This window comes from Novosphingobium sp. NBM11 (assembly GCF_015390225.1).
Classification (GTDB): domain Bacteria; phylum Pseudomonadota; class Alphaproteobacteria; order Sphingomonadales; family Sphingomonadaceae; genus Novosphingobium.
This window is the reverse complement of the sequence record NZ_VUOG01000003.1, coordinates 455,770-474,109: the sequence shown is the minus strand read 5'-3', so window position 1 is coordinate 474,109 and position 18,340 is coordinate 455,770. Positions and strand designations below refer to the sequence as shown.

The 18,340-nt window shown below is 68.0% G+C and carries 13 protein-coding genes; 4 read left to right on the top strand and 9 right to left on the bottom strand.

All coding sequences use genetic code 11. From position 1 onward, the window contains the following. Positions 1-2 precede the first annotated feature (2 nt). The 3 genes from F1640_RS22440 to F1640_RS22430 are packed head-to-tail and all read right to left on the bottom strand — an operon-like array spanning position 3 to position 2,807. Positions 3-1,298 carry a TolC family protein gene (locus F1640_RS22440; protein ID WP_223806490.1) on the bottom strand — a complete coding sequence of 432 codons (1,296 nt, stop codon included), beginning with the start codon at positions 1,296-1,298 and terminating at the stop codon, positions 3-5. A gap of 12 nt (positions 1,299-1,310) precedes the next feature. After that, positions 1,311-1,514: a DUF2892 domain-containing protein gene (locus F1640_RS22435; RefSeq protein ID WP_124808326.1), complete on the bottom strand. Its 204-nt coding sequence runs from the start codon at positions 1,512-1,514 to the stop codon at positions 1,311-1,313. A 12-nt stretch (positions 1,515-1,526) separates the two neighbouring features. Next, positions 1,527-2,807 (bottom strand): NAD(P)/FAD-dependent oxidoreductase, encoded by a 1,281-nt coding sequence (locus tag F1640_RS22430; RefSeq protein WP_124808327.1) that lies wholly within the window; start codon positions 2,805-2,807, stop codon positions 1,527-1,529. A gap of 219 nt (positions 2,808-3,026) precedes the next feature. Between F1640_RS22430 and F1640_RS22425 the strand changes: the two genes are divergently transcribed. The 4 genes from F1640_RS22425 to F1640_RS22410 all read left to right on the top strand — a co-directional run bounded on the left by F1640_RS22425 (position 3,027) and on the right by F1640_RS22410 (position 9,356). Next, entirely contained in the window at positions 3,027-4,058 is a 1,032-nt protein-coding gene (locus tag F1640_RS22425; RefSeq protein WP_124808328.1) for an efflux RND transporter periplasmic adaptor subunit, read from the top strand. Further along, entirely contained in the window at positions 4,058-7,282 is a 3,225-nt protein-coding gene (locus F1640_RS22420) for an efflux RND transporter permease subunit (RefSeq protein ID WP_194921897.1), read from the top strand. Before F1640_RS22425 ends, F1640_RS22420 begins: the two co-directional genes overlap by 1 nt. After that, positions 7,279-7,590, top strand: a complete 312-nt coding sequence (locus tag F1640_RS22415) for a helix-turn-helix transcriptional regulator (RefSeq protein ID WP_124808330.1) — start codon at positions 7,279-7,281, stop codon at positions 7,588-7,590. Before F1640_RS22420 ends, F1640_RS22415 begins: the two co-directional genes overlap by 4 nt. 95 nt (positions 7,591-7,685) lie before the next feature. Beyond that, positions 7,686-9,356 carry an amidohydrolase gene (locus F1640_RS22410; protein ID WP_124808331.1) on the top strand — a complete coding sequence of 557 codons (1,671 nt, stop codon included), beginning with the start codon at positions 7,686-7,688 and terminating at the stop codon, positions 9,354-9,356. 119 nt (positions 9,357-9,475) lie between these two features. Here F1640_RS22410 and F1640_RS22405 read toward each other — a convergent pair whose 3' ends face one another. From F1640_RS22405 to F1640_RS22380, 6 genes are all read right to left on the bottom strand, one after another. Further along, positions 9,476-9,634 (bottom strand): hypothetical protein, encoded by a 159-nt coding sequence (locus F1640_RS22405; RefSeq protein ID WP_172700956.1) that lies wholly within the window; start codon positions 9,632-9,634, stop codon positions 9,476-9,478. After that, entirely contained in the window at positions 9,631-10,737 is a 1,107-nt protein-coding gene (locus F1640_RS22400; RefSeq protein WP_124808332.1) for a PepSY domain-containing protein, read from the bottom strand. Before F1640_RS22400 ends, F1640_RS22405 begins: the two co-directional genes overlap by 4 nt. Next, complete coding sequence (locus F1640_RS22395; RefSeq protein WP_124808333.1) at positions 10,734-13,892, bottom strand: amidohydrolase family protein; 3,159 nt, start codon at positions 13,890-13,892, stop codon at positions 10,734-10,736. The genes F1640_RS22400 and F1640_RS22395 overlap by 4 nt, the downstream gene beginning before the upstream one ends. After that, positions 13,892-16,120, bottom strand: a complete 2,229-nt coding sequence (locus tag F1640_RS22390) for a TonB-dependent receptor (protein WP_206694930.1) — start codon at positions 16,118-16,120, stop codon at positions 13,892-13,894. The genes F1640_RS22395 and F1640_RS22390 overlap by 1 nt, the downstream gene beginning before the upstream one ends. Positions 16,121-16,159: 39 nt before the next feature. Next, on the bottom strand, positions 16,160-16,798 hold the full coding sequence (locus F1640_RS22385) for an FMN-binding negative transcriptional regulator (protein ID WP_124808334.1): 639 nt from the start codon (positions 16,796-16,798) through the stop codon (positions 16,160-16,162). Positions 16,799-16,876: 78 nt separating this feature from the next. Then, positions 16,877-18,274 carry a PLP-dependent aminotransferase family protein gene (locus tag F1640_RS22380; RefSeq protein ID WP_255420443.1) on the bottom strand — a complete coding sequence of 466 codons (1,398 nt, stop codon included), beginning with the start codon at positions 18,272-18,274 and terminating at the stop codon, positions 16,877-16,879. Positions 18,275-18,340: the final 66 nt, after the last annotated feature.

The window sequence follows — 18,340 nt, the reverse complement described above, 5'->3', positions numbered from 1 at the left end:
GGTTATGGCGCGATATTCCCGGTCAGCGCGTTGAGCCGCCATGCCGCCACGGTCTGCATGCCTTCCGCCTGCAGCAGGGCGGCTTCGGCCTCGATCGCCTCGCGTTCGGCGTCAAGCACGGCCAGTGGCGGCTTCGCCCCCACGCGCGCTTCCAGTTGCGTCCCGCGCAGCGCTTCCGTGGCCGCATCGCGGCGCAGCCGGGAAGCCTCCGTCATGCGCCGCGCGGTCGCAAGACCCTGCCACGCATCGATTACCATGCCCGCAAGCCCTTGTTCGGCCTGACGCAACCGGGCCTCGCTGGCATCGAGATCGGCATCGGCGGCACGGACCTGCGAAGATACGCGCCCACCCGCCCACAGCGTCCAGCGGCCCCTGATGCCCACGGCGACCGTATCGGCCTTGTAGCCGGGGAAGAACTGGTCGCGCACATGCCCGGCTTCGGCAAAGGCGCCCACCGTCGGCATGCCCTCGGCCCGCGCCGAACGGGTGCCGGCCCGCGCGACATCGACGCCCGCCTGGGCCTGGCGGAGCGCGGGATTGGACGCGCGGGCCATGTCCATGGCTTCGTCGAGCGTCGGCGGCACGGCGGGCGGCTCGGCAAGCGGCGCCAGATCGCCCGCCGGCTTCCCGGTAAGGCGCTGGTAGGTCGCTTCCGCCGACGTCCGCCGGCCCTGCGCCTGCGCGAAACCCGCATCGGCTTCGGCCTTCCGGGCTCGCGCCTGGGCGAGGTCCGAACTCGCGATTTCACCCGCCCGGAAGCGCAGGCCCGCCTGGCGTTCGGTTTCCGTCAGTTCCTCGACAAGCTGGCCATAGCGCGCCTCGAGCTTTCGCGCCGTCAGCACCTCGGTATAGGTGCCGACAGCCGTGACGATGGTCTGCAACCGCGCCTGTTCGGCGCCGAAGTGCGCCATCGCCGCGCCGCCACGCGCCTGATCGATGGCGGACGACACCCGCCCACCCGCATAGAGCGGCAGTTCCGCCGTGGCCTGCAGGGCCAGCGGATTCACATTGTCCGCCGTGATCCCGAAAAAGCCGCCGTTGTCGATCCGGCCGGCGCCATAGGACCCTTCGACCCGCAGGAGCGGGTTGCTTTCCGCCCGCGCCCGATCCAGCCGGGCTTTCGCCGCCGCCTCGCCCGCATTGGCCTCGGCCAGCACGGGTGCGTTGGCGAGGGCATCGGCGATGGCGGCGGCGAGGTCCTGCGCCATGGCTGGGGGAACGGCTAGGGCGCAGGAGAGCAGGCAGGACAGCGGCAACGACAGGGCCGGGAGCAACCTGGGCGGCATCAGGCGGGGCATGTCACACCTGCGTCAGTTGAAGGAGCTGCCGGGCCTGATCCCCAGCTTCTTGAAGATCATGGCCGCAGGGCAAAAGCCGGTGAAGCTGGCCTGAAACATGTTCGCGCCGGCAAAGGCCGTCAGCCAGAGGAACCCGGGGTGAACCCAATGGGCCAGGGCAAGACTGGCGAGCACGACCACTCCGGCGAAACGGAAAACCGCTGAATCAAGCGTCATCGCACCTCTCCCTTATTTGAAACGCAGCTTGCGGATGCCGAGCGCGTGCATGGCCAGCTTTTCGTAGAACGGCTCGCTGGTGCCGCGACGGACCTTGTGCAGGAAGTATTTCTCGAACCCGATCTTGGCGAGGTGCACCCACTTCCCGCTTGACGACCAGTTGAGATTGCGCGGCGGAATCTGCGGCTGGGCGACGAAGGCAACCCCGCCATCGCCGAAGTCGGCAAGGCACACGGCGTTCCAGGTCGCTTCCTCGACCGGCTCCTTACCAGCCAGTTCGAGCGCCAGGTTCCGCGCGATCGCGGTGACCATCGATTCGATCATGAACCCGGTCTTGGGCACTCCCACCGGCACCGGCGTAGGGCCGACCGGTGGAATTGCCACGCATACGCCCAGCGAATAGACGTTGCGGAATGTGGGATTGCGCTGGTGCTTGTCGGCAAGGATGAAGCCGCGCGGATTGGTCAGCCCCTCGATCCCCTGCACGGCGGCGACGCCACGAAAGGCCGGCAGGATCATCGAATAGCCGAAAGGCAGCGCATGGACGGACCTCACCGACCCGTCGTCCGCCACCTCTTCCACATGCATCGTGCCCTCTTCCACCTTAGTGATGCGGGCGCTGGTGATCCACTTGATGTGCCGATCGCGCAGTTCGCTCTCCAGCAGCGTCTTGGTGTCGCCCACCCCATCGAGCCCGAGATGGCCGACATAGGGTTCCGGGCTGACGTAGGTCATCGGCACCTGATCGCGGATCTTGCGGCGGCGCAGTTCGGTATCGAGGATGAGGGCGAATTCGTAAGCCGGGCCATAGCAGGAAGCGCCTTGCGCCGCGCCGACCACGATCGGCCGGGGGTTTTCGCAGAAGCGGTCGAAGGCGTCGGCCGCGTGTGCCGCGTGGTCGGTGCGGCAGACCGACTGGGTGAAACCATCGGGGCCGAGGCCCTCGATTTCATCGAACGCCAGTTCGGGACCGGTCGCGATAACCAGATAGTCGTAAAGCAGCGAGGTTCCGTCGTTCAGCTCGACGCGGTTCTCGGCAGGGTGGACGCGCCGCGCCCCGACGGCGGTGAACCCGATGCCTTTCTTGGCCATGATCGGCGGCAGATGCACCTTGATCGCGTCCGGTTCGCGCCACCGCACCGCAACCCACGGGTTCGACGGCACGAACCAGTAGTCGTCCTGGTCATTGACCACCATGACCTGCGCCTTGCCCTTCACGGCATCGCGGATTTCGTAGGCGGCGATGGTGCCCCCAAGTCCGGCACCCAGAACGATAATCTGCGGCAACGACATTGCTCATTCTCCCGTAAGCTGGCGGCGGGCCTGGAACCCTCGCGGCGCTCACCCCGATCGACCGGATCACTCCAGGCGCGCTATGTATCGTTCTTGACTTATATAAGGTATTTAGGATATGAGCAAGTGATAATGTATTGAGGCTGTCGCCCAACGCCGCGCGCAGCCCGCTGGAGGAAGGCGCACGCCATGGTTTTCGGTTTCGGAACGAACAGGGACATGCGGGGACATCTGTTTGCTTTCGCCGCCATCGGCATGGCGACGGCGTTCGGGCTGCCTCTCGCCGGCTGCGCCGACAGCGGCGAAACCACGCAGACGGCGAAGGCCCCCGCCGGCCCTCGCCTCACGCTTGCCATGCAGGACACCACGGCATGGCAGGACGTCAGCGCCGAAATCGCCACGGTCGACCAGGCGCAGGTGATGGCGCGCATCCCCGGCATCCTGAGCACGCTGACGGTCAAGGCGGGGGACACGGTCGCGAAAGGGCAGGCGATCGGCCGGATCGTCGATAGCCAGCTAGGGTTCCAGGCCGGCGCCTATGGCGCGCAGGCAGCGGCCGCGCAGGCACAGGCGGCGCAGGCCGCGGCAGACCTCCAGCGCGTAAAGTTCCTTCACGACAACGGCGTCTATGCCAAGGCCCGGCTCGATCAGGCGCAAGCCGCAGCCAGCGCCGCGCAGGCGCAGGTCCGCGCCGCGCAAGCGCAGCAGGCCGCCGTGGGCGCGGTGGCGGGGCAAGGCACGGTCGTCGCGCCGACCGCTGGCCGGGTGCTGCGCGCCGACGTGCCCGCCGGCGCGCCGGTTGCCCCCGGCATGGTCATCGCGGTGATCACCGCCGGGCCGACGATCGTCCGGCTCGAAATGCCCGAATCGCTCGCCGGCAAGGCCCATGCCGGATCGCGGGTGTCCGCGGCGGGCATGGGCGAAGGCCGGGTGATCAAGGTCTATCCCTCGGTCAACGCCGGCAAGGTGATGGCCGACGTCGACATGCCGGGCATCGACAACAGCCTGATCGGGCGGCGCGTGGCGGCGCGCGTCGAGATCGGGACGCGCAAGGCGCTGGTCGTCCCGGCCCGTTTCGTCACCACACGCTATGGCATCGATTACCTGACCGTTCTGGCGAAGGACGGCAGCGCAACCCAGGTTCCCGTCCAGACCGCGCCCGTCGAACAGGCGGACAGGGTCGAAATCCTCTCTGGCGCCAATCCGGGCGACACCATCGTTGCGGACACGGGCAAGGGAGCCGACCGCTAATGAACCTGGGCATTTCCGGCAGGCTGACGCGCGCCACGATCCAGTCGCCGCTCACCCCCCTGTTCCTGCTTGCCGCGATCATCGTCGGCCTCATCGCCACGATCACGATCCCGCGCGAAGAGGAGCCGCAGATCAAGGTGCCGATGGTCGACATCATGGTCCAGGCGCCGGGGCTATCGGCCTCGCAGGCGGTGGAACTGGTGGCCAAGCCGCTGGAAACGATCGTCAAGAGCGTGGACGGCGTGGAGCACGTCTATACCCAGGCGCAGGACAACGGCGTGATGGTCACGGCGCGCTTCCTTGTCGGCTCCAATCCCGAAGATGCCGCGATCCGCATCAACGAGAAGATCGAGGCCAACAAGGATCGCATTCCCGTGGGCATTCCCGCGCCGCAAGTGACGGTGCGCGGGATCAACGACGTGCCCATCGTGGTGCTGACCCTGACGCCGAAGCCCGGCGCCGCCGGCCAATGGGACGATCAGGCGCTGGCCGAACTGGCCGGCAAGCTCAGGACCGAGGTCGCCAAGGTCGATGACGTCGGCCTTACCTTCATCACCGGCGGGCAGCGCATGGCGCTGCGCGTGATCCCCGATCCGGCCAGGCTGGCGCTCTACCGCGTGCCTCTGGGCAACCTGATCGAAGCCGTTTCGCAGGCGAACCGCGCCTTCCCCGCGGGCACTGTGCGCGAAGGCGGATCGGCCGCGCTGGTCGTGGCGGGGCAGACGCTCCGCGATGCGCAGGAGCTTTCCGCGCTGACCGTCCGCTCGGCGACAGGCGCCCCGGTCCTGCTGGGCGACGTGGCGCGCGTGGAACAGACGCCGACGCAGGACCAGGCCCGTTCCTGGCGCTGGGCCAGGGCCGACACCAAGGACGGGAAAGGCGTCTGGTCGATGGCCCCCGCCGTCAGCCTTGCCGTCGCCAAGCGGGCGGGCGCCAACGCGGTGACCGTGTCCGAACAGGTGGTGCAACGCATCGATACGCTCAAGGGCACGCTGATCCCGGCTGGCGTCGATGTAGCCGTCACGCGCAATTACGGCGAAACCGCCAACGAAAAGGCCAACGAGCTGATCTTCCACCTCGCCCTGGCCACGGTATCGATCGTCATCCTGATCGGCTTCGCGATCGGGTGGCGCGAAGCCGGCGTGACGGCGATCGTCATCCCCACGACGATCATGCTGACCATGTTCGCCTCGAACGTGATGGGCTTCACGATCAACCGCGTCAGCCTGTTCGCCCTGATCTTCTCGATCGGCATTCTGGTCGACGACGCGATCGTCATGATCGAGAACATCGCCCGGCACTGGGGCATGCACGACGGCCGCGACCGCATCACCGCCGCGGTCGAGGCGGTCGCCGAAGTCGGCAACCCGACGGTCATCGCCACGCTGACCGTCGTTGCCGCGCTTTTGCCGATGCTGTTCGTGTCGGGCCTGATGGGGCCGTACATGGCGCCGATCCCGATCAACGCCTCCGCCGCGATGATCTTCTCGTTCTTCGTCGCCGTCATCATCGCGCCCTGGCTGATGATCCGCTTCGCGCGCCAGACGCTGTCGCAGGGGCACGGGGACGAACACGGGGGCAAGCTGGGCGCGCTCTACAAGCGTTATGCCGCCCGCGTCATCGCCACGCCGCAAAGCGCCAAGCGCTTCCTGATCGGCGTGGGCGTGGCCACCCTCGTCGCCTGCTCGATGTTCTACTTCAAGGCCGTGACCGTGAAGCTGCTGCCCTTCGACAACAAGAGCGAGGTCCAGCTCGTTGCCGACCTGCCCGAAGGCACCAGCCTGGAAATGACGTCGCGCGTGCTGGAACAGGCGGCGGCCGTGGCGCGCGGCGTGCCCGAAGTCGTGTCGATGGAAGCCTATGCCGGCACGTCCGCGCCGTTCAACTTCAACGGGCTGGTGCGGCACTACTTCCTGCGCAACCAGCCCGAAATGGGCGACCTGATGGTCACGCTTCTGCCCAAGGGCGACCGCTCGCGCTCAAGCCACGAGATCGCGGTGGCGCTGCGCGAGAAGCTCCGGGCCATTCCCCTGCCGGCGGGCGGATCGCTCAAGGTGGTCGAAACGCCGCCGGGGCCGCCGGTGCTCGCCACCTTGCTCGCCGAAATCTACGGCCCCGACGAGGCAACGCGGCAAAAGACGGCGAAGCAGGTGGAGGCGATCTTCCGGTCGGTGCCCTATATCGTCGATGTCGACAACAGCTTCGGCGCGCCCCGGCCCACGCTGAAACTGATCCCTGACCGCGCGAAGCTCGATCACTATGGCCTGTCCGAACGCCAGCTCTTTGACAGCATCGGGGCACTGCTGGGGACGCAGGTCGTCGGCTACGCTCCCCGCGCGGCCGATCACGATCCCTTGCCCATCGAGCTCTCGCTCGATCAATCGCAACGGTCATGGTCGTCGGCACTGGCGGCAACCCCCGTCGCGACGACACCGACCGGGCAGTTGATCGCGCTGGGTGAACTGGTCACCGCGAAGATGGTGCCGGGCGAACAGGCGATATTCCGGCGCGACGGGCGCGGGGCAACGATGGTCACGGCCGAACTCGCCGGGCGCTACGAAGCGCCGATCTACGGCATGCTGGCGGTTGACGACGCCATCGACAGCTTCGACTGGAAGGCGCACGGCCTGACCAGGCCCGAAGTCATCCTGCACGGCCAGCCCGAGGACGAAAGCAGGCCGTCGCTGCTGTGGGACGGCGAATGGGAAATCACCTGGGTGACCTTCCGCGACATGGGCGGGGCGTTCATGGTCGCGCTGCTGGGCATCTACGTGCTGGTCGTGGGCCAGTTCCGCAGCTTCACGATCCCGCTGGTCATCCTGACCCCGATCCCGCTGACTCTGGTCGGCATCGTGCTTGGCCACCTGCTGTTCCGGGCGCCGTTCACCGCCACGTCGATGATCGGCTTCATTGCGCTGGCCGGCATCATCGTGCGCAATTCGATCCTGCTCGTCGATTTCATCCGGCACACCCGATCACCGGGCAAGAGCCTGCGCCAGACCTTGCTGGAGGCCGGGATGATCCGCTTCAAGCCGATCGTGCTGACGGCGGCCGCGGCCATGATCGGCGCTTCGGTGATCCTGACCGATCCGATCTTCCAGGGCCTCGCCATCTCGCTGCTGTTCGGGCTGGCCTCCTCGACCCTGCTCACCGTCCTCGTGATTCCCGCGATCTACATCGTCCTGCGCGATGACGGCCATCCTCTGGCGGAGTCTCCATCATGACGCCGGCCGATCGTTCGGACCTCAAATCCAACGCCAACGCGATGGCGGCACGGCTGAAGCTGATGAGCCATCCGGAGCGCCTGCTGATGCTGTGCCGGATGGATGAGGGCGAGGTTTCGGTCAACGAACTGGTCGATCTGTCGGGCCTGTCGCAATCCTCGGTCTCGCAACATCTGGCGCTGCTGCGGGACGAAGGTGCGGTCAGCACCCGGGGCGCCGCGCAGACCCGCTTCTACAGCCTGCGCGATCCCGTGGTGCGCGGGATCATCCATGCCTTGTGCGAACTTTGCGAGCGGCACTGCGGCTGACGCTGGCCCCCGGACAATTCCGTAGCTGGACGCCGAAGCATGACGTTTCGCGCTGAAGATGCCATGATCGTTGCAAAAAGCAGGAAGGCACCATCATGGTCACGCGCCGCGCGTTCGTATCGGGTTCGCTCAACGCCATCGTCGCGGCGGCCGTGCCGGCGCGGGTCTGGGCCGCCACGCGCGGCGGGGTGGAAGTGGCCTACGTCAATGCGGCGGTGTGGACGGGAACGGGGCCGGACGTGCGCACCGACGCCATCGGCGTGGCCGGCGGGCATATCGTCGCCATCGGCAAGGATGCGGTGCGCGCCGCGTCCAGCCCGCGCACGCAGGTCATCGACCTGCAAGGCGCGTTCGTGACACCGGGGCTGATCGATTGCCATACCCATTTCACCATCGGGTCGATGGCGCTGTCGCAGCCCTCGCTGCGCGATGCGGCGACGCCCGACGCATTCGTGCAGCGGATCGCGCAGGCCGCGCGCGCGCTGCCCAAGGGCGAATGGCTGGAAGGCGGCAACTGGGATCAGGACCGCTGGGGCGGCAAGATGCCCACGCGCCAGTGGATCGACGCGGTGACGCCCGATACGCCCGTGGCGGTGATCCGCTATGACCTCCACATGATCCTGTGCAATTCGCTGGCGCTGAAGCTGGCGGGGATCGATCGCAACACGGCCGACGTGCCGGGCGGCGTGATCCTGCGCGACGAGAACGGGGAGCCGACCGGCATCGTCAAGGACGCCGCCAAGGATCTCGTCCTGCGCGCGATCGCGAAGCCGAGCGAGGCCCGGCTGGACGCCGCCCTGCGGCAGGGTATCGCGCTGGGCCTGAGCAAGGGCGTGACCGAAGTCCACGTGCCCGAACTCGACTGGTCCACATTCGAGAACACCCGCCGCCTGCGCGCGCAAGGCGAAACGGGGATGCGCTTCTACAACTTCACCCCGCTGAAGGACTGGGAACGGCAGGCCGCCATCGTCGCGCAGGAAGGGCGCGGCGATGACTGGGTGCGCTGGGGCGGGTGCAAGGTGGTGTTCGACGGCTCGCTCGGTTCGCGCACCGCGCTGATGTATCTGCCCTATCTCGACGAACCGCACGCGCACGGCATCATGGTGACCGATCCCAAGGATCTGAAGGCCTGGATGACCGGCGCGGACAAGGCCGGGCTGCAGGTGACCGCCCACGCCATCGGCGACGAGGCGAACGACATCGTGCTGGACACGATGGCGGCGGTTACCACAGCCAACGGCGCGCGCGACCGGCGCTTCCGCGTCGAACATGCGCAGCACTTGCGCGAGGAAGCGATCGGGCGGTTCGCCAAACAGGGCGTGATCGCCTCGATGCAGCCCTACCACGCGATCGACGACGGACGCTGGGCGGTGCGGCGCGTCGGACCCGAACGGCTGCGCACCAGCTTCGCGGTCGGGTCCATGGTGCGCTCGGGCGCGCATGTCTGCTTCGGTTCGGACTGGCCGGTGGCTCCGCTCGATCCGCTGACCGGCATCTACGCGGCGGTGACGCGCGAGACGATCGACGGGCTCAACCCGCACGGCTGGTATCCCGAACAGCGCATCACGATGGCCCAGGCGCTGCGGGGCTATACCCGCGAAGCGGCCTACGCGGGCCGGGTGGAACGGCAGCGCGGCGCGATCATGCCCGGAATGCAGGCCGATTTCGCGGTGTTCGACCGCGACCTGTTCCGGATCGACCCGGAAACGATTCCCCAGACCAAGGTCCTGCGCACCGTGGTGGGCGGCACGCAGCGCTTCGGGTAGAGCGGAACGACTCTGCCCCGCTTCGTCATTGCGAGCGCAGCGAAGCAATCCAGGGCCGTGCGCGCCGCTCTGGATTGCCGCGGGCTTCGCCCGTCGCAATGACGAACGATGCCGGCGCCTCAGCGGCGCAGCAGCGCGACGCCGATCGGCGCCACGGACAGGGCAAGGCCCAGCGCGGCGAGGGCATCTTCCCAGCCATCGCCGGTGAGGCCGATAACGAGCCCGGCGAAACTGACGACGGCGATCGCCGCGATCGGCACCAGCGGGTGTCGTCTCATGCCGCGCGGCCCCGGCGCGCGGCGCGCGGCTTGCGCAGCCACAGATAGAGGCCGCTGCCCAGCACGACGATGCTCACGAGGTCGAGAACCGCCCACAGCAGCTTCATCGCCATGCCGCCATAATCGCCAAAGTGCAGCGGCTGCGCGAGCAGCAGCGCCTTCATGTACCAGGGCATCGGCGCCACGCCATCGACCTTGCCGGTGCGCGCATCGACCATGACCGGGGTCAGCAGCTTGGCGGTCAGCGGCGTCGCGCCCTGCAGATAGACGGCCAGATGATCGCGGCTGCTGAAGGCCGCGCCGGGAAAGGCGATGAACTGCACGCGCATCCCCGGCACGGCCGCCTGCGCGTTGCGCAGCGCCTCGTCGGCAATGCCGGGGCGATAGGGGGCGATCGGCCCGGCATGGTCGCGCACCAGATGGGCCAGCGCATCGGCGCGCCACCACGCGGTGATCGGATCGGCCAGGGTGTTGATCGTGCCGGTCAGCCCCACGACCAGCGCCCAGGCGAGCGTGACGCCACCGATCAGGTTGTGCCAGTCGAGCCAGCGCGTGCGCGCCGTCTTGGCCTTGCGCACGCTGGCGAAGCCCGCCTTGCGCGCGAACGGGGCGTAGAGGACGATGCCCGAAACGAGCGCCAGCACGAAGCACAGGCCGATCGCGCCGATGAAGTATTCGCCCACCGTGCCCAGCAGCAGGTCCTTGTGCAGATCGAGCACCACGTCCATCACCCCGCCGCCGGGCACGTCACCTTGCGGCGGGGTGGCGGTGCGCCGGTCGATCGGGTGGAAGCGCATGGCGGTTTCTGGCGCATCGCCGACCGGACCGCTGGTAAGGTTCACCACCGGGCGATCCTCGTCGAAGCTGAGGTAGATCGGCACGGAGCCCGGCTCCAGCGCCAGCGCAGCGGTGATCGCGCGGTCGAGCGTGACCAGTTCGGCATCGTTCCAGCGTTCGATCCGTTCCGGCTTGCCAATGCCATCGATCTCGTCGTGGAACACCAGCGGCAGGCCGGTCAACGCCAGGATCAGCATGAACAGCGTGCAGATCAGGCTCGACCAGGTATGCACCTTGCTCCAGGCGCGCAGCGTCGCCGGCTTCATTGCGGGGCCACCCCGGATGACTCTTCGCGCCACCACGGCACGACCGGGCTTTCGCCGTCGCGCGCCAGCGTGGTGCCGTCGAACGCGATGCCGCCGCGCAGCACCAGCGCGATGCGCCGGGCATTGGCGATGTCGGCGCGGGGATCGGCATCGAGCACCACGAGGTCGGCGAGCTTGCCGGGCGTCACGCTGCCCAGATCATCTGGCCGGCCGATGATCGTGGCGTTGTCGATCGTGGCCATTTCCAGCGCTTCTTGCGGCGTGGCGCCGCCGGCCACGAACGCGGCCATTTCCCAATGGACGCCGATGCCCTGCATCTCGCCATGACTGCCCACGCCGACCAGCGTGCCGGCGCGGCGCAACCGCATCGCGTCTTCGGCAAAGCGCCGCCACGTCTGCCATTCGGGCAGCGTCCAGTGCCGGTCGCGCAGCTTGGCGGCCAGCACGAACGGCGGGGTGAACCGGCGCAGGCGCGGATCGTCCTGCGGGCGATCGTTCTGGATATCGGCGAACAGCATCGGCGCGCCGCCGTAAAGCACTGTCAGCGTCGGCGTGTAGGCAATGCCGCTGGCGGCGAAGAGGCGGATCACGTCATCGTGGATGGGCGTGACGGGCAGGTTATGCTCGTTGCCGGAAAAGCCATCGATGGCGTGGGTCAGCTCCAGCACGAAATCGGCCGCGCCTTCGGTGGTGGGCATCATGCCCAGCTTGCGCGATGCAGCCGCCATATATTGCCGCGCGGCCCGGTCGCCGACCATGTAGCTCTTGATATTGCGCGTGCGATAGGCGTCGCGATAGCGCGTCAACACCTGTTCGGCCACGGCCTGTGCGGTGATGGCGCTGTTCACGAACACGCCGGGGCCGGTGCTGAACAGGCGCGGCCCCGTGGAAAGCCCCGCGTCCATCCGGTCGGCATAAGCAAAGATGTCCGGCGTGAACGGCTGCACTTCCAGCACCGCGGTGACGCCATAGGCGAGCAGCGTGGGGAATTCCCAGTGCGTGCCGTCGTGCACCCCGCGCGGGATCGGGAAGAAATGGGCGTGCGCGTCGATCAGGCCGGGCATGACGAACTTGCCGCCCAGCTCGCGTATCCGCGCGCCGGCCGGAACGGCGATGGACCCACGCGGGCCGATCGCGGCGATGCGGTCACCGGTTATCAGCAGGTCGGCATCGGTGACGATCTTCCCATGGTCCATCGTCAGCACGGTAGCGCCGCGCAGCAGTTGCGCCTGCGCCGGCAGGGCACGCGGCACGCGGACCGACAGATCGCGCGAGGCTGCCGCAGCTTCGGGGTCGGCAGCCGCCAGCGTGCCGGCCGAGGCGGCGTGACGCCAGAACGGCCCGACCGTCCACGACAGGCCATCGCCTTCCCAGCGCATCGTATCGGCGCCGATCCGGGTAATCTGGCGGTGGCCCGGGACGGTTTCCATCAGGTTCACCGGCCTGGCGTCGGCCGGCATCGGCAGAAGGTGCAGCTCGAACGCGGTGCGCGCCGCCAGCGACCGGCCATCGGGCGACAGGCGCAGTTCCTCGACCGGGCGCGGCTCCTTGACGTATTGCCCCATCGCGCGGGCGACGACCGTCGCGCGCGCCAGCAGCGTGCCGTCGGCCATCACTTCCTTGAGCGCGCCATCGGCCTGGACGAACAGACGCCCGTCCGCCGTCCGCTGAAGCGAACGCAGACCCGCGCCATGGCCGATGACCGTCGCGGCGCCAGCGGGGGAAAGGCGCACCACATCGACCAGCCACGCCGGGGCCAGCTCGTCCGGCGCGTGAAGGCGATCGAATTGCGCGGCGCGCAGCGCGATCAGGCTTTTGCCATCGCGATCCCACAGCGGTTCGGACCAGTAGGCGCCCTGCGGTCCGGCAGAACGGGGCGGGCCGGCGGCACGCGGCGCGCCGCCGGCCGCATCGACCGTCCAGATGCCGCCGCCCTGCTCGGCGGTCCAGCGCGTGAAGGCCAGCGTGCGCCCGTCCGGCGACCAGGCTGGCTGGAAGGCGTTGCCATCGAACAGCTTGCGCGGTGCGGCGGTGCCTTGCGCATCGGCGATGTACAGCGCGCCCAGCGCGGTGAAGGCGATCCGCCGGCCGTCCGGCGACAGCGCGGCGCCTTCGGCCAGATGCGTCCGGACCTCGCTGCCATCCTCAACCTGCTGGCGCACGCGGCTTTGCGGCGCCAGCGCCAGCCGCACCGGCGCGCGGAACGGGATCGCCTGCTGCTTTCCGGTGACAAGATCGAGCCGCATGAAGCCGCCATTGCGCGCGAGCACGATGGCCTTGCCGTCGGGCGTGAAGCGGTAGCCCGGAGTTAGATCGTAGTAGTAGCCGCCTTCCTGCCCATCGTGATCGATCGGCCAGGCGATCCAGCGGTCCTCGCCGGTATCGAGGTTGCGCAGGCGCAGCCCGGTTTCGCCGCCATCGCGCCGCGCGGCATAGGCGAGCGACCGCCCATCGGGCGAGAGCACCGGATGCATCCCGCCGGGGACCACCGTCTCGACCGCGCCGGAGGCCAGATCGCGCCGCGCGATGGACCAGGTGGGCGGGTCCTTTTCGGTCCAGGTGTGGCCCAGCTTGGTCGCGTACCACACCGCCTTCCCGTCGGGCGAAGGAGCCGCGCCCATGGCGTTGATACGCTCGTCCCACCCTTCGTTGCCGCCGGGCTGGGCCGCCACGAGCAGCGCGGGCGGACTGCCATCGACGGGAACGCGCCACAGTTCGAACGCCAGCACCGCGTGGACGGCGCGGCTGACGTAGACGCTTTTCCCGTCCGGCGCCCATGCCGGCGAGGTCATCAGGACGAGCGCGTTATCGTGCGTCAGTTGCCTCGCATCGCTGCCGTCGCTGCGCGCGATCCACAGGTTGGTGACGCCCGACCGGTCGGAAATGAAGGCGATCCAGCGCCCGTCGGGCGAAGGCACCGGGTTGCGTTCGAAGGCAGGCCCGGCGAGCACCGGCTGCGCATCGCCACCAGCGGCCGGCATACGGTAGATGTCGCCCAGCAGATCGAACCACAGCCACGCGCCGTCCGGCGACAGCGCCGGCTGCGCCCAGGTCACCTCGGTCGCCTGATAGGCAAGCGACCGGGCCTCTTCGGCGCGAAGAGGCCCGGCCACGAGAGCCAGCGTTGCCGCGAGAAAGACGGCAACGCGGCGCATTACAGCGACCAGTCGAGCCGCAGGCCCACCGTGCGCGGACGCACGATCGATCCCGCCGGGGTCGCCTGCGACGTGAACGGCGCGTTGAGGATGCCGAACTTGTCGAACACGTTGTTGGCGAAGACCAGCACGCGCACCTTGTCCATCAGCGTCACCCCGGCGCGCAGGTCGATGATGTTGAAGTTGCCGCGCGTTGCCGTGTTGCCGAACGCCACGGGCGCCGACGACAGGTAACGATGCGCCACTTCGAACGAAGGCTTGAACGCCACGTCCTCGAAATCGAACTTGAGGTTGTTCGCCACCGACCACTTCGACGAACCCGGCAGGGTCGATCCCGAGGCATAGCCGCCGCCGACCGCGAACGTATCGGGCAGGAACGCGGTGAGGCTCGCATCCTGGCGCGTTACGCTGGTGCTGAAGCTCGCAACCTTGGCGATCTGCCAGGTGGCCGCCAGTTCGCCACCGACCACGTTGGCGCTGCCCGCGTTCGAGACATAGGAATAGTACGACGGCGCCGGGCCGAACAGGCGGGCCTGGATGCCCTTCCAGTCGATGTTGAAGACGGTGGCTTCAACATAGAGCTTCCCGTCGAACGCGTGGAATTTCACGCCCGCTTCGTAGTTCTTCACGCGGTCGCTGTCGTACTTGACCGGAATCGTCGGCAGCAGGCCGGCGTTGGGGTTGATGCCGCCGACGCGATAGCCTTCCGAATAGGTGGCGTAGGCCAGGAAGTCCTTGGTCGGACGGGCGGTGATGGTTACCTTGGGGGTGAAGCCGTTTTCCTTGTTGGACACCCGGCCCGTGGCGTCGACCGGGCTGTAGCCGCCCGGATAGCCGCCCAGCGCGCCTGCCTGGTTGGTGACGGTGGCGTTGTACTTGTTCCAGAAATAGCGGCCGCCGAACGTGATCTCGATGCTTGGACGGATCGCGTAGCTCACTTCGCCGAACAGGCCGATGTCCTCGTTGTAGGTATCTGCCGCATAGCCATAGAGCCGGTCGCCCGGCGTCAGCACGCTGCCCGAATAGCCGCCAAACAGCGCCGGGTTGGCGTTGATGTAGGCCGCCGCGCCGTTCTGGAAGATCTGGTCGTAGCTGAACTTCTTGGCCGCCATGTAGCTGGCGCCGATCAGGTAGCGGAACGGCCCATCGCCCTTCGAGGCCAGGCGGACCTCGGCGGTCTTGATGTTGGCGTTGGCATTGCCCGCCGAATAGGCCGCGCCCGCCCCCGTCGTCACCCCGGTCACGTAGAAATAGGGGTACGAGAACTGGGTGAAATTGTGCTTTTCGACGATGGAGCCGATGGCGGTGAGTTCCGCGCCGCCCAGATCCTGATCCAGCCGCAGCGAGTTCATCCAGAAGCGCGTCTTCTGCGGTTCGGCCCGCGCGGTATTGCGGATGTAGGGATGATCAAGGTCGAGGTAGGTCTGGTCCTCGAGATAGGTGTCCTGCCATGACGAGAGATAGCTGATCTTGGTCGCGCTGGTCGGCGTCAGGACGATCGAGCCGCGCAGGCCCCGCGTGCGGAAATCGTTGCTGCCGCGAACGCCGGTGCCGGGATTGTCGAGATAGCCCGCGTCGAAGCGCTGCAGCGCAACCAGGCGCACCGCCAGCTTGTCGGCGATCAGCGGCACGTTGACCATCGCCTTGGCTGCGTAGTTCACTTCGCCGTGCGAATTCTTGGTCGAACCGATCAGGCCCGATGCGGCGGCATCGATCTTGCTCGTATCGGCCGTGTTGACCACGTAGTTGACCAGGCCGCCCAGCGTGGACGAACCGAACAGCGTGCCTTGCGGGCCGCGCAGCACTTCCACGCGGTTGAGATCGAAGGTGTCCACGTCGGGAATGCCGATCGGGAAGCCGGGTTCGACCAGCGGCACTTCGTTGAGGTAGTAGCCGACCGTGGTCTGGCCCTGTTCGTGGTAGGTCGTGGCCGAGATGCCACGGATGATCACTTCGGAAACGCCGGGCTGGTAATCGTTGAACACCACGCCAGGCAGGCGGGTGATGTAGTCCGACAGGCTTTGCGCGTTGGCGGCGGCCAGATCCTTGCCCGAAACCGCACTGGCGGCGATCGGCGTCTGGTCGAGCGCGATGGCGCGCTTGGTCGCGGTCACGACGATCGTGCCCAGCCCGTCGTCGGCGGCATCTTCGGCGGCCAGCGCCGGTGCGGCCGCCATGGCCAGCATGGAAACGCCGGCAAGGCAGGCAAGGTGCAGTGTGGTCCTCATGTCTATTCCCCTCTGAATGTCATGGATCGCCCGTTTCGGCTATCCCGTCTCCCCGATGATCGCTTCCGCATCGTCCGTATCCAGGCGGTCCGCGTTGAGCCGCCGCATCCAGCCGGCCATCACCGGATCGGGATAGGCCGCCAGGATTTCCCTCAGCACGTCGACGTCTTCTTCCTGACCGAGCTTGAATCGCGCGTCCGTAGCGTGAACCGTTGCCCGAAAGCTAATGATTCTTGATAGCAAATTTGGCAAGCGCTCGCCAGCGTCCTCCACCTGCCATGGCCTGCCCTGCGATGCTTCCGCATGCTCCGTCAGCAGGCGGACCGCCGGCAGGGTCTCGCTGTCTTCCCCGAATGCGACCGTCACCTCGAAGGTAGCGACGGCGAAGTTCCACGTCGGCGCCCAGTGCGGGCGCGACACCAGCGCCGGCGAGACATAGCCCTGCGGCCCCATGAACAGGATCTGCGCGCGCGGATCGGCCCGCAGCGCGGCGACTTGCGCGTTGCGGCGCGAACAGTGGCCGATCAGCGCGACCACGGCGCCATCCGGCCCGGTTTCGGCGATCAGCGGCAGCGGCGTGGCGAAAAAGCCGGCCGGCCCGTTGTTGGTCAGCCAGGCCAGCGGATAGGCGGCCACAAGATCGGCAAGATCGCCGTTGGTTCCGGAAGGAAAGTCCATGGCGACGTTGTCACCAAGCGATTGGCCCTGAAAAAGCGCCAGATCGGCAAAAGCAAGGGGACCAGCTTCGCGGGCGGATCAACTGTGGCCCAGATGCCCCAGTATGCGGACGGCCTCCACCGTCCGTTCGCTGGGGTAGCTCGCGAACCCCAGGCGCAGGCCGTGCGGGGCATCGGGGGCCAGCCGATAGGAAGCGGACGCGGCGAAGGTGATGCCGGCGGCGGGCGCGCCGGCCTCGATCCGGGCCAGGGCATCGAGATCGAGGAATTCCAGCCACATCGCCAAGCCACCCGCCGGCAGCCGCGCGCTGACGAAATCGCCCAGCGCATCGCGCACCGCCTGCGCCAGCGCATCGCGCCGCGCGCCATAGACGCGCGTCGCCTTGCGCGCGTGGCGGCGCACCTCGCCCTCTTCCAGCAACAGGGCGATAGCGTCCTCGGTCAGGCTGTTGCCCATGCCGTCACTGATCGAAACCTGGTGGGCGGCGGCGGCGATCACCGGCGCGGGCGCGACGATATAGCCGACCCGGAGCGCCGGCAGCAGCAGCTTGGACAGCGAACCGACGTAGATCACCACGTCCGGCGCATAAGCAGCCATCGGCAGCAGCGGCTGTGATCCGAAGCGGAATTCGTGGTCGTAATCGTCCTCGATGATCGCGAAGCCGAACTGCCGGGCCAGCTCGACCAGGCGCAGGCGCCGTTCAGGGGCGAGCGAGACCGTGGACGGAAACTGGTGATGCGGGGTGACGAACACCGCGCAGACCTGCCCGTTGCGGCACGCCCTTTCCACCGCACCGACATCGATCCCCTCTTCGTCCAGCGCGACCGGCAGCACGGGCACGCCGGCGGCCTGGAAAGCGGCGACCGCCGGTTCGTAAGTCAGCGCCTCGGCCAGCGCGACCGCGCCGGGGCGGGCCAGCAGCCGCGCCGCCAGCGCAATGCCCATCTGGCTGCCGCGCGTGACGCAGACGTTCTCTTCGCTGACGACAAGGCCGCGCTCCTCGCGCAGCATCGCGGCCAGGCCCGAGCGCAGCCGCTCGCTGCCGCAGGGATCGCGATAGCCCAGTTGCTGCCGCCGCGCGGCATAGAGCGCGGCGGTGCGGAAGGCGCGCGCCAGCGCCTCGGGCGGAAACAGGCTGCCGTCGGGGCTGCCCTCATCGAGCTTGATGAGCCGTCCGGGCGGAACGGCAATCGGCCGCGACGGCGGCGGCACGAAGCGATAGATCGGCTGACGCCCGATCGGAGGGCTGCTTTCGCGGGTTTCCGGTCGTCCGCGCGGCAGGCTGGTCGCGACCGTGGTCCCCTTGCGGTCCGCCGTTTCCAGCCAGCCTTGCGCGACAAGCTCCTCGTAGGCGGTCACCACCGTCTTGCGGTTGAAGCCCAGTTCGTTGGCCAGTTCCCGGCTGCTGGGAAGCGGCGATCCCGGCTGGAGCCGTCCCCGTTCGATCTCGTGAATCAGCGCGTGGGCCAGCTGCATGTAAAGCGGCGTCGACCCGGCCGGCCGGATCCGCTTTTGCAGTGTCAGGGACCAGCCGCGTCGCAT

Coding starts and splice junctions, on each gene's coding strand:
- F1640_RS22440 (WP_223806490.1), bottom strand. CDS start 1,298: ATGCCCCGCCTGATGCCGCCCAGGTTGCTCCCGGCCCTGTCGTTGCCG.
- F1640_RS22435 (WP_124808326.1), bottom strand. CDS start 1,514: ATGACGCTTGATTCAGCGGTTTTCCGTTTCGCCGGAGTGGTCGTGCTC.
- F1640_RS22430 (WP_124808327.1), bottom strand. CDS start 2,807: ATGTCGTTGCCGCAGATTATCGTTCTGGGTGCCGGACTTGGGGGCACC.
- F1640_RS22425 (WP_124808328.1), top strand. CDS start 3,027: ATGCGGGGACATCTGTTTGCTTTCGCCGCCATCGGCATGGCGACGGCG.
- F1640_RS22420 (WP_194921897.1), top strand. CDS start 4,058: ATGAACCTGGGCATTTCCGGCAGGCTGACGCGCGCCACGATCCAGTCG.
- F1640_RS22415 (WP_124808330.1), top strand. CDS start 7,279: ATGACGCCGGCCGATCGTTCGGACCTCAAATCCAACGCCAACGCGATG.
- F1640_RS22410 (WP_124808331.1), top strand. CDS start 7,686: ATGGTCACGCGCCGCGCGTTCGTATCGGGTTCGCTCAACGCCATCGTC.
- F1640_RS22405 (WP_172700956.1), bottom strand. CDS start 9,634: ATGAGACGACACCCGCTGGTGCCGATCGCGGCGATCGCCGTCGTCAGT.
- F1640_RS22400 (WP_124808332.1), bottom strand. CDS start 10,737: ATGAAGCCGGCGACGCTGCGCGCCTGGAGCAAGGTGCATACCTGGTCG.
- F1640_RS22395 (WP_124808333.1), bottom strand. CDS start 13,892: ATGCGCCGCGTTGCCGTCTTTCTCGCGGCAACGCTGGCTCTCGTGGCC.
- F1640_RS22390 (WP_206694930.1), bottom strand. CDS start 16,120: ATGAGGACCACACTGCACCTTGCCTGCCTTGCCGGCGTTTCCATGCTG.
- F1640_RS22385 (WP_124808334.1), bottom strand. CDS start 16,798: ATGGACTTTCCTTCCGGAACCAACGGCGATCTTGCCGATCTTGTGGCC.
- F1640_RS22380 (WP_255420443.1), bottom strand. CDS start 18,274: ATGCAGCTGGCCCACGCGCTGATTCACGAGATCGAACGGGGACGGCTC.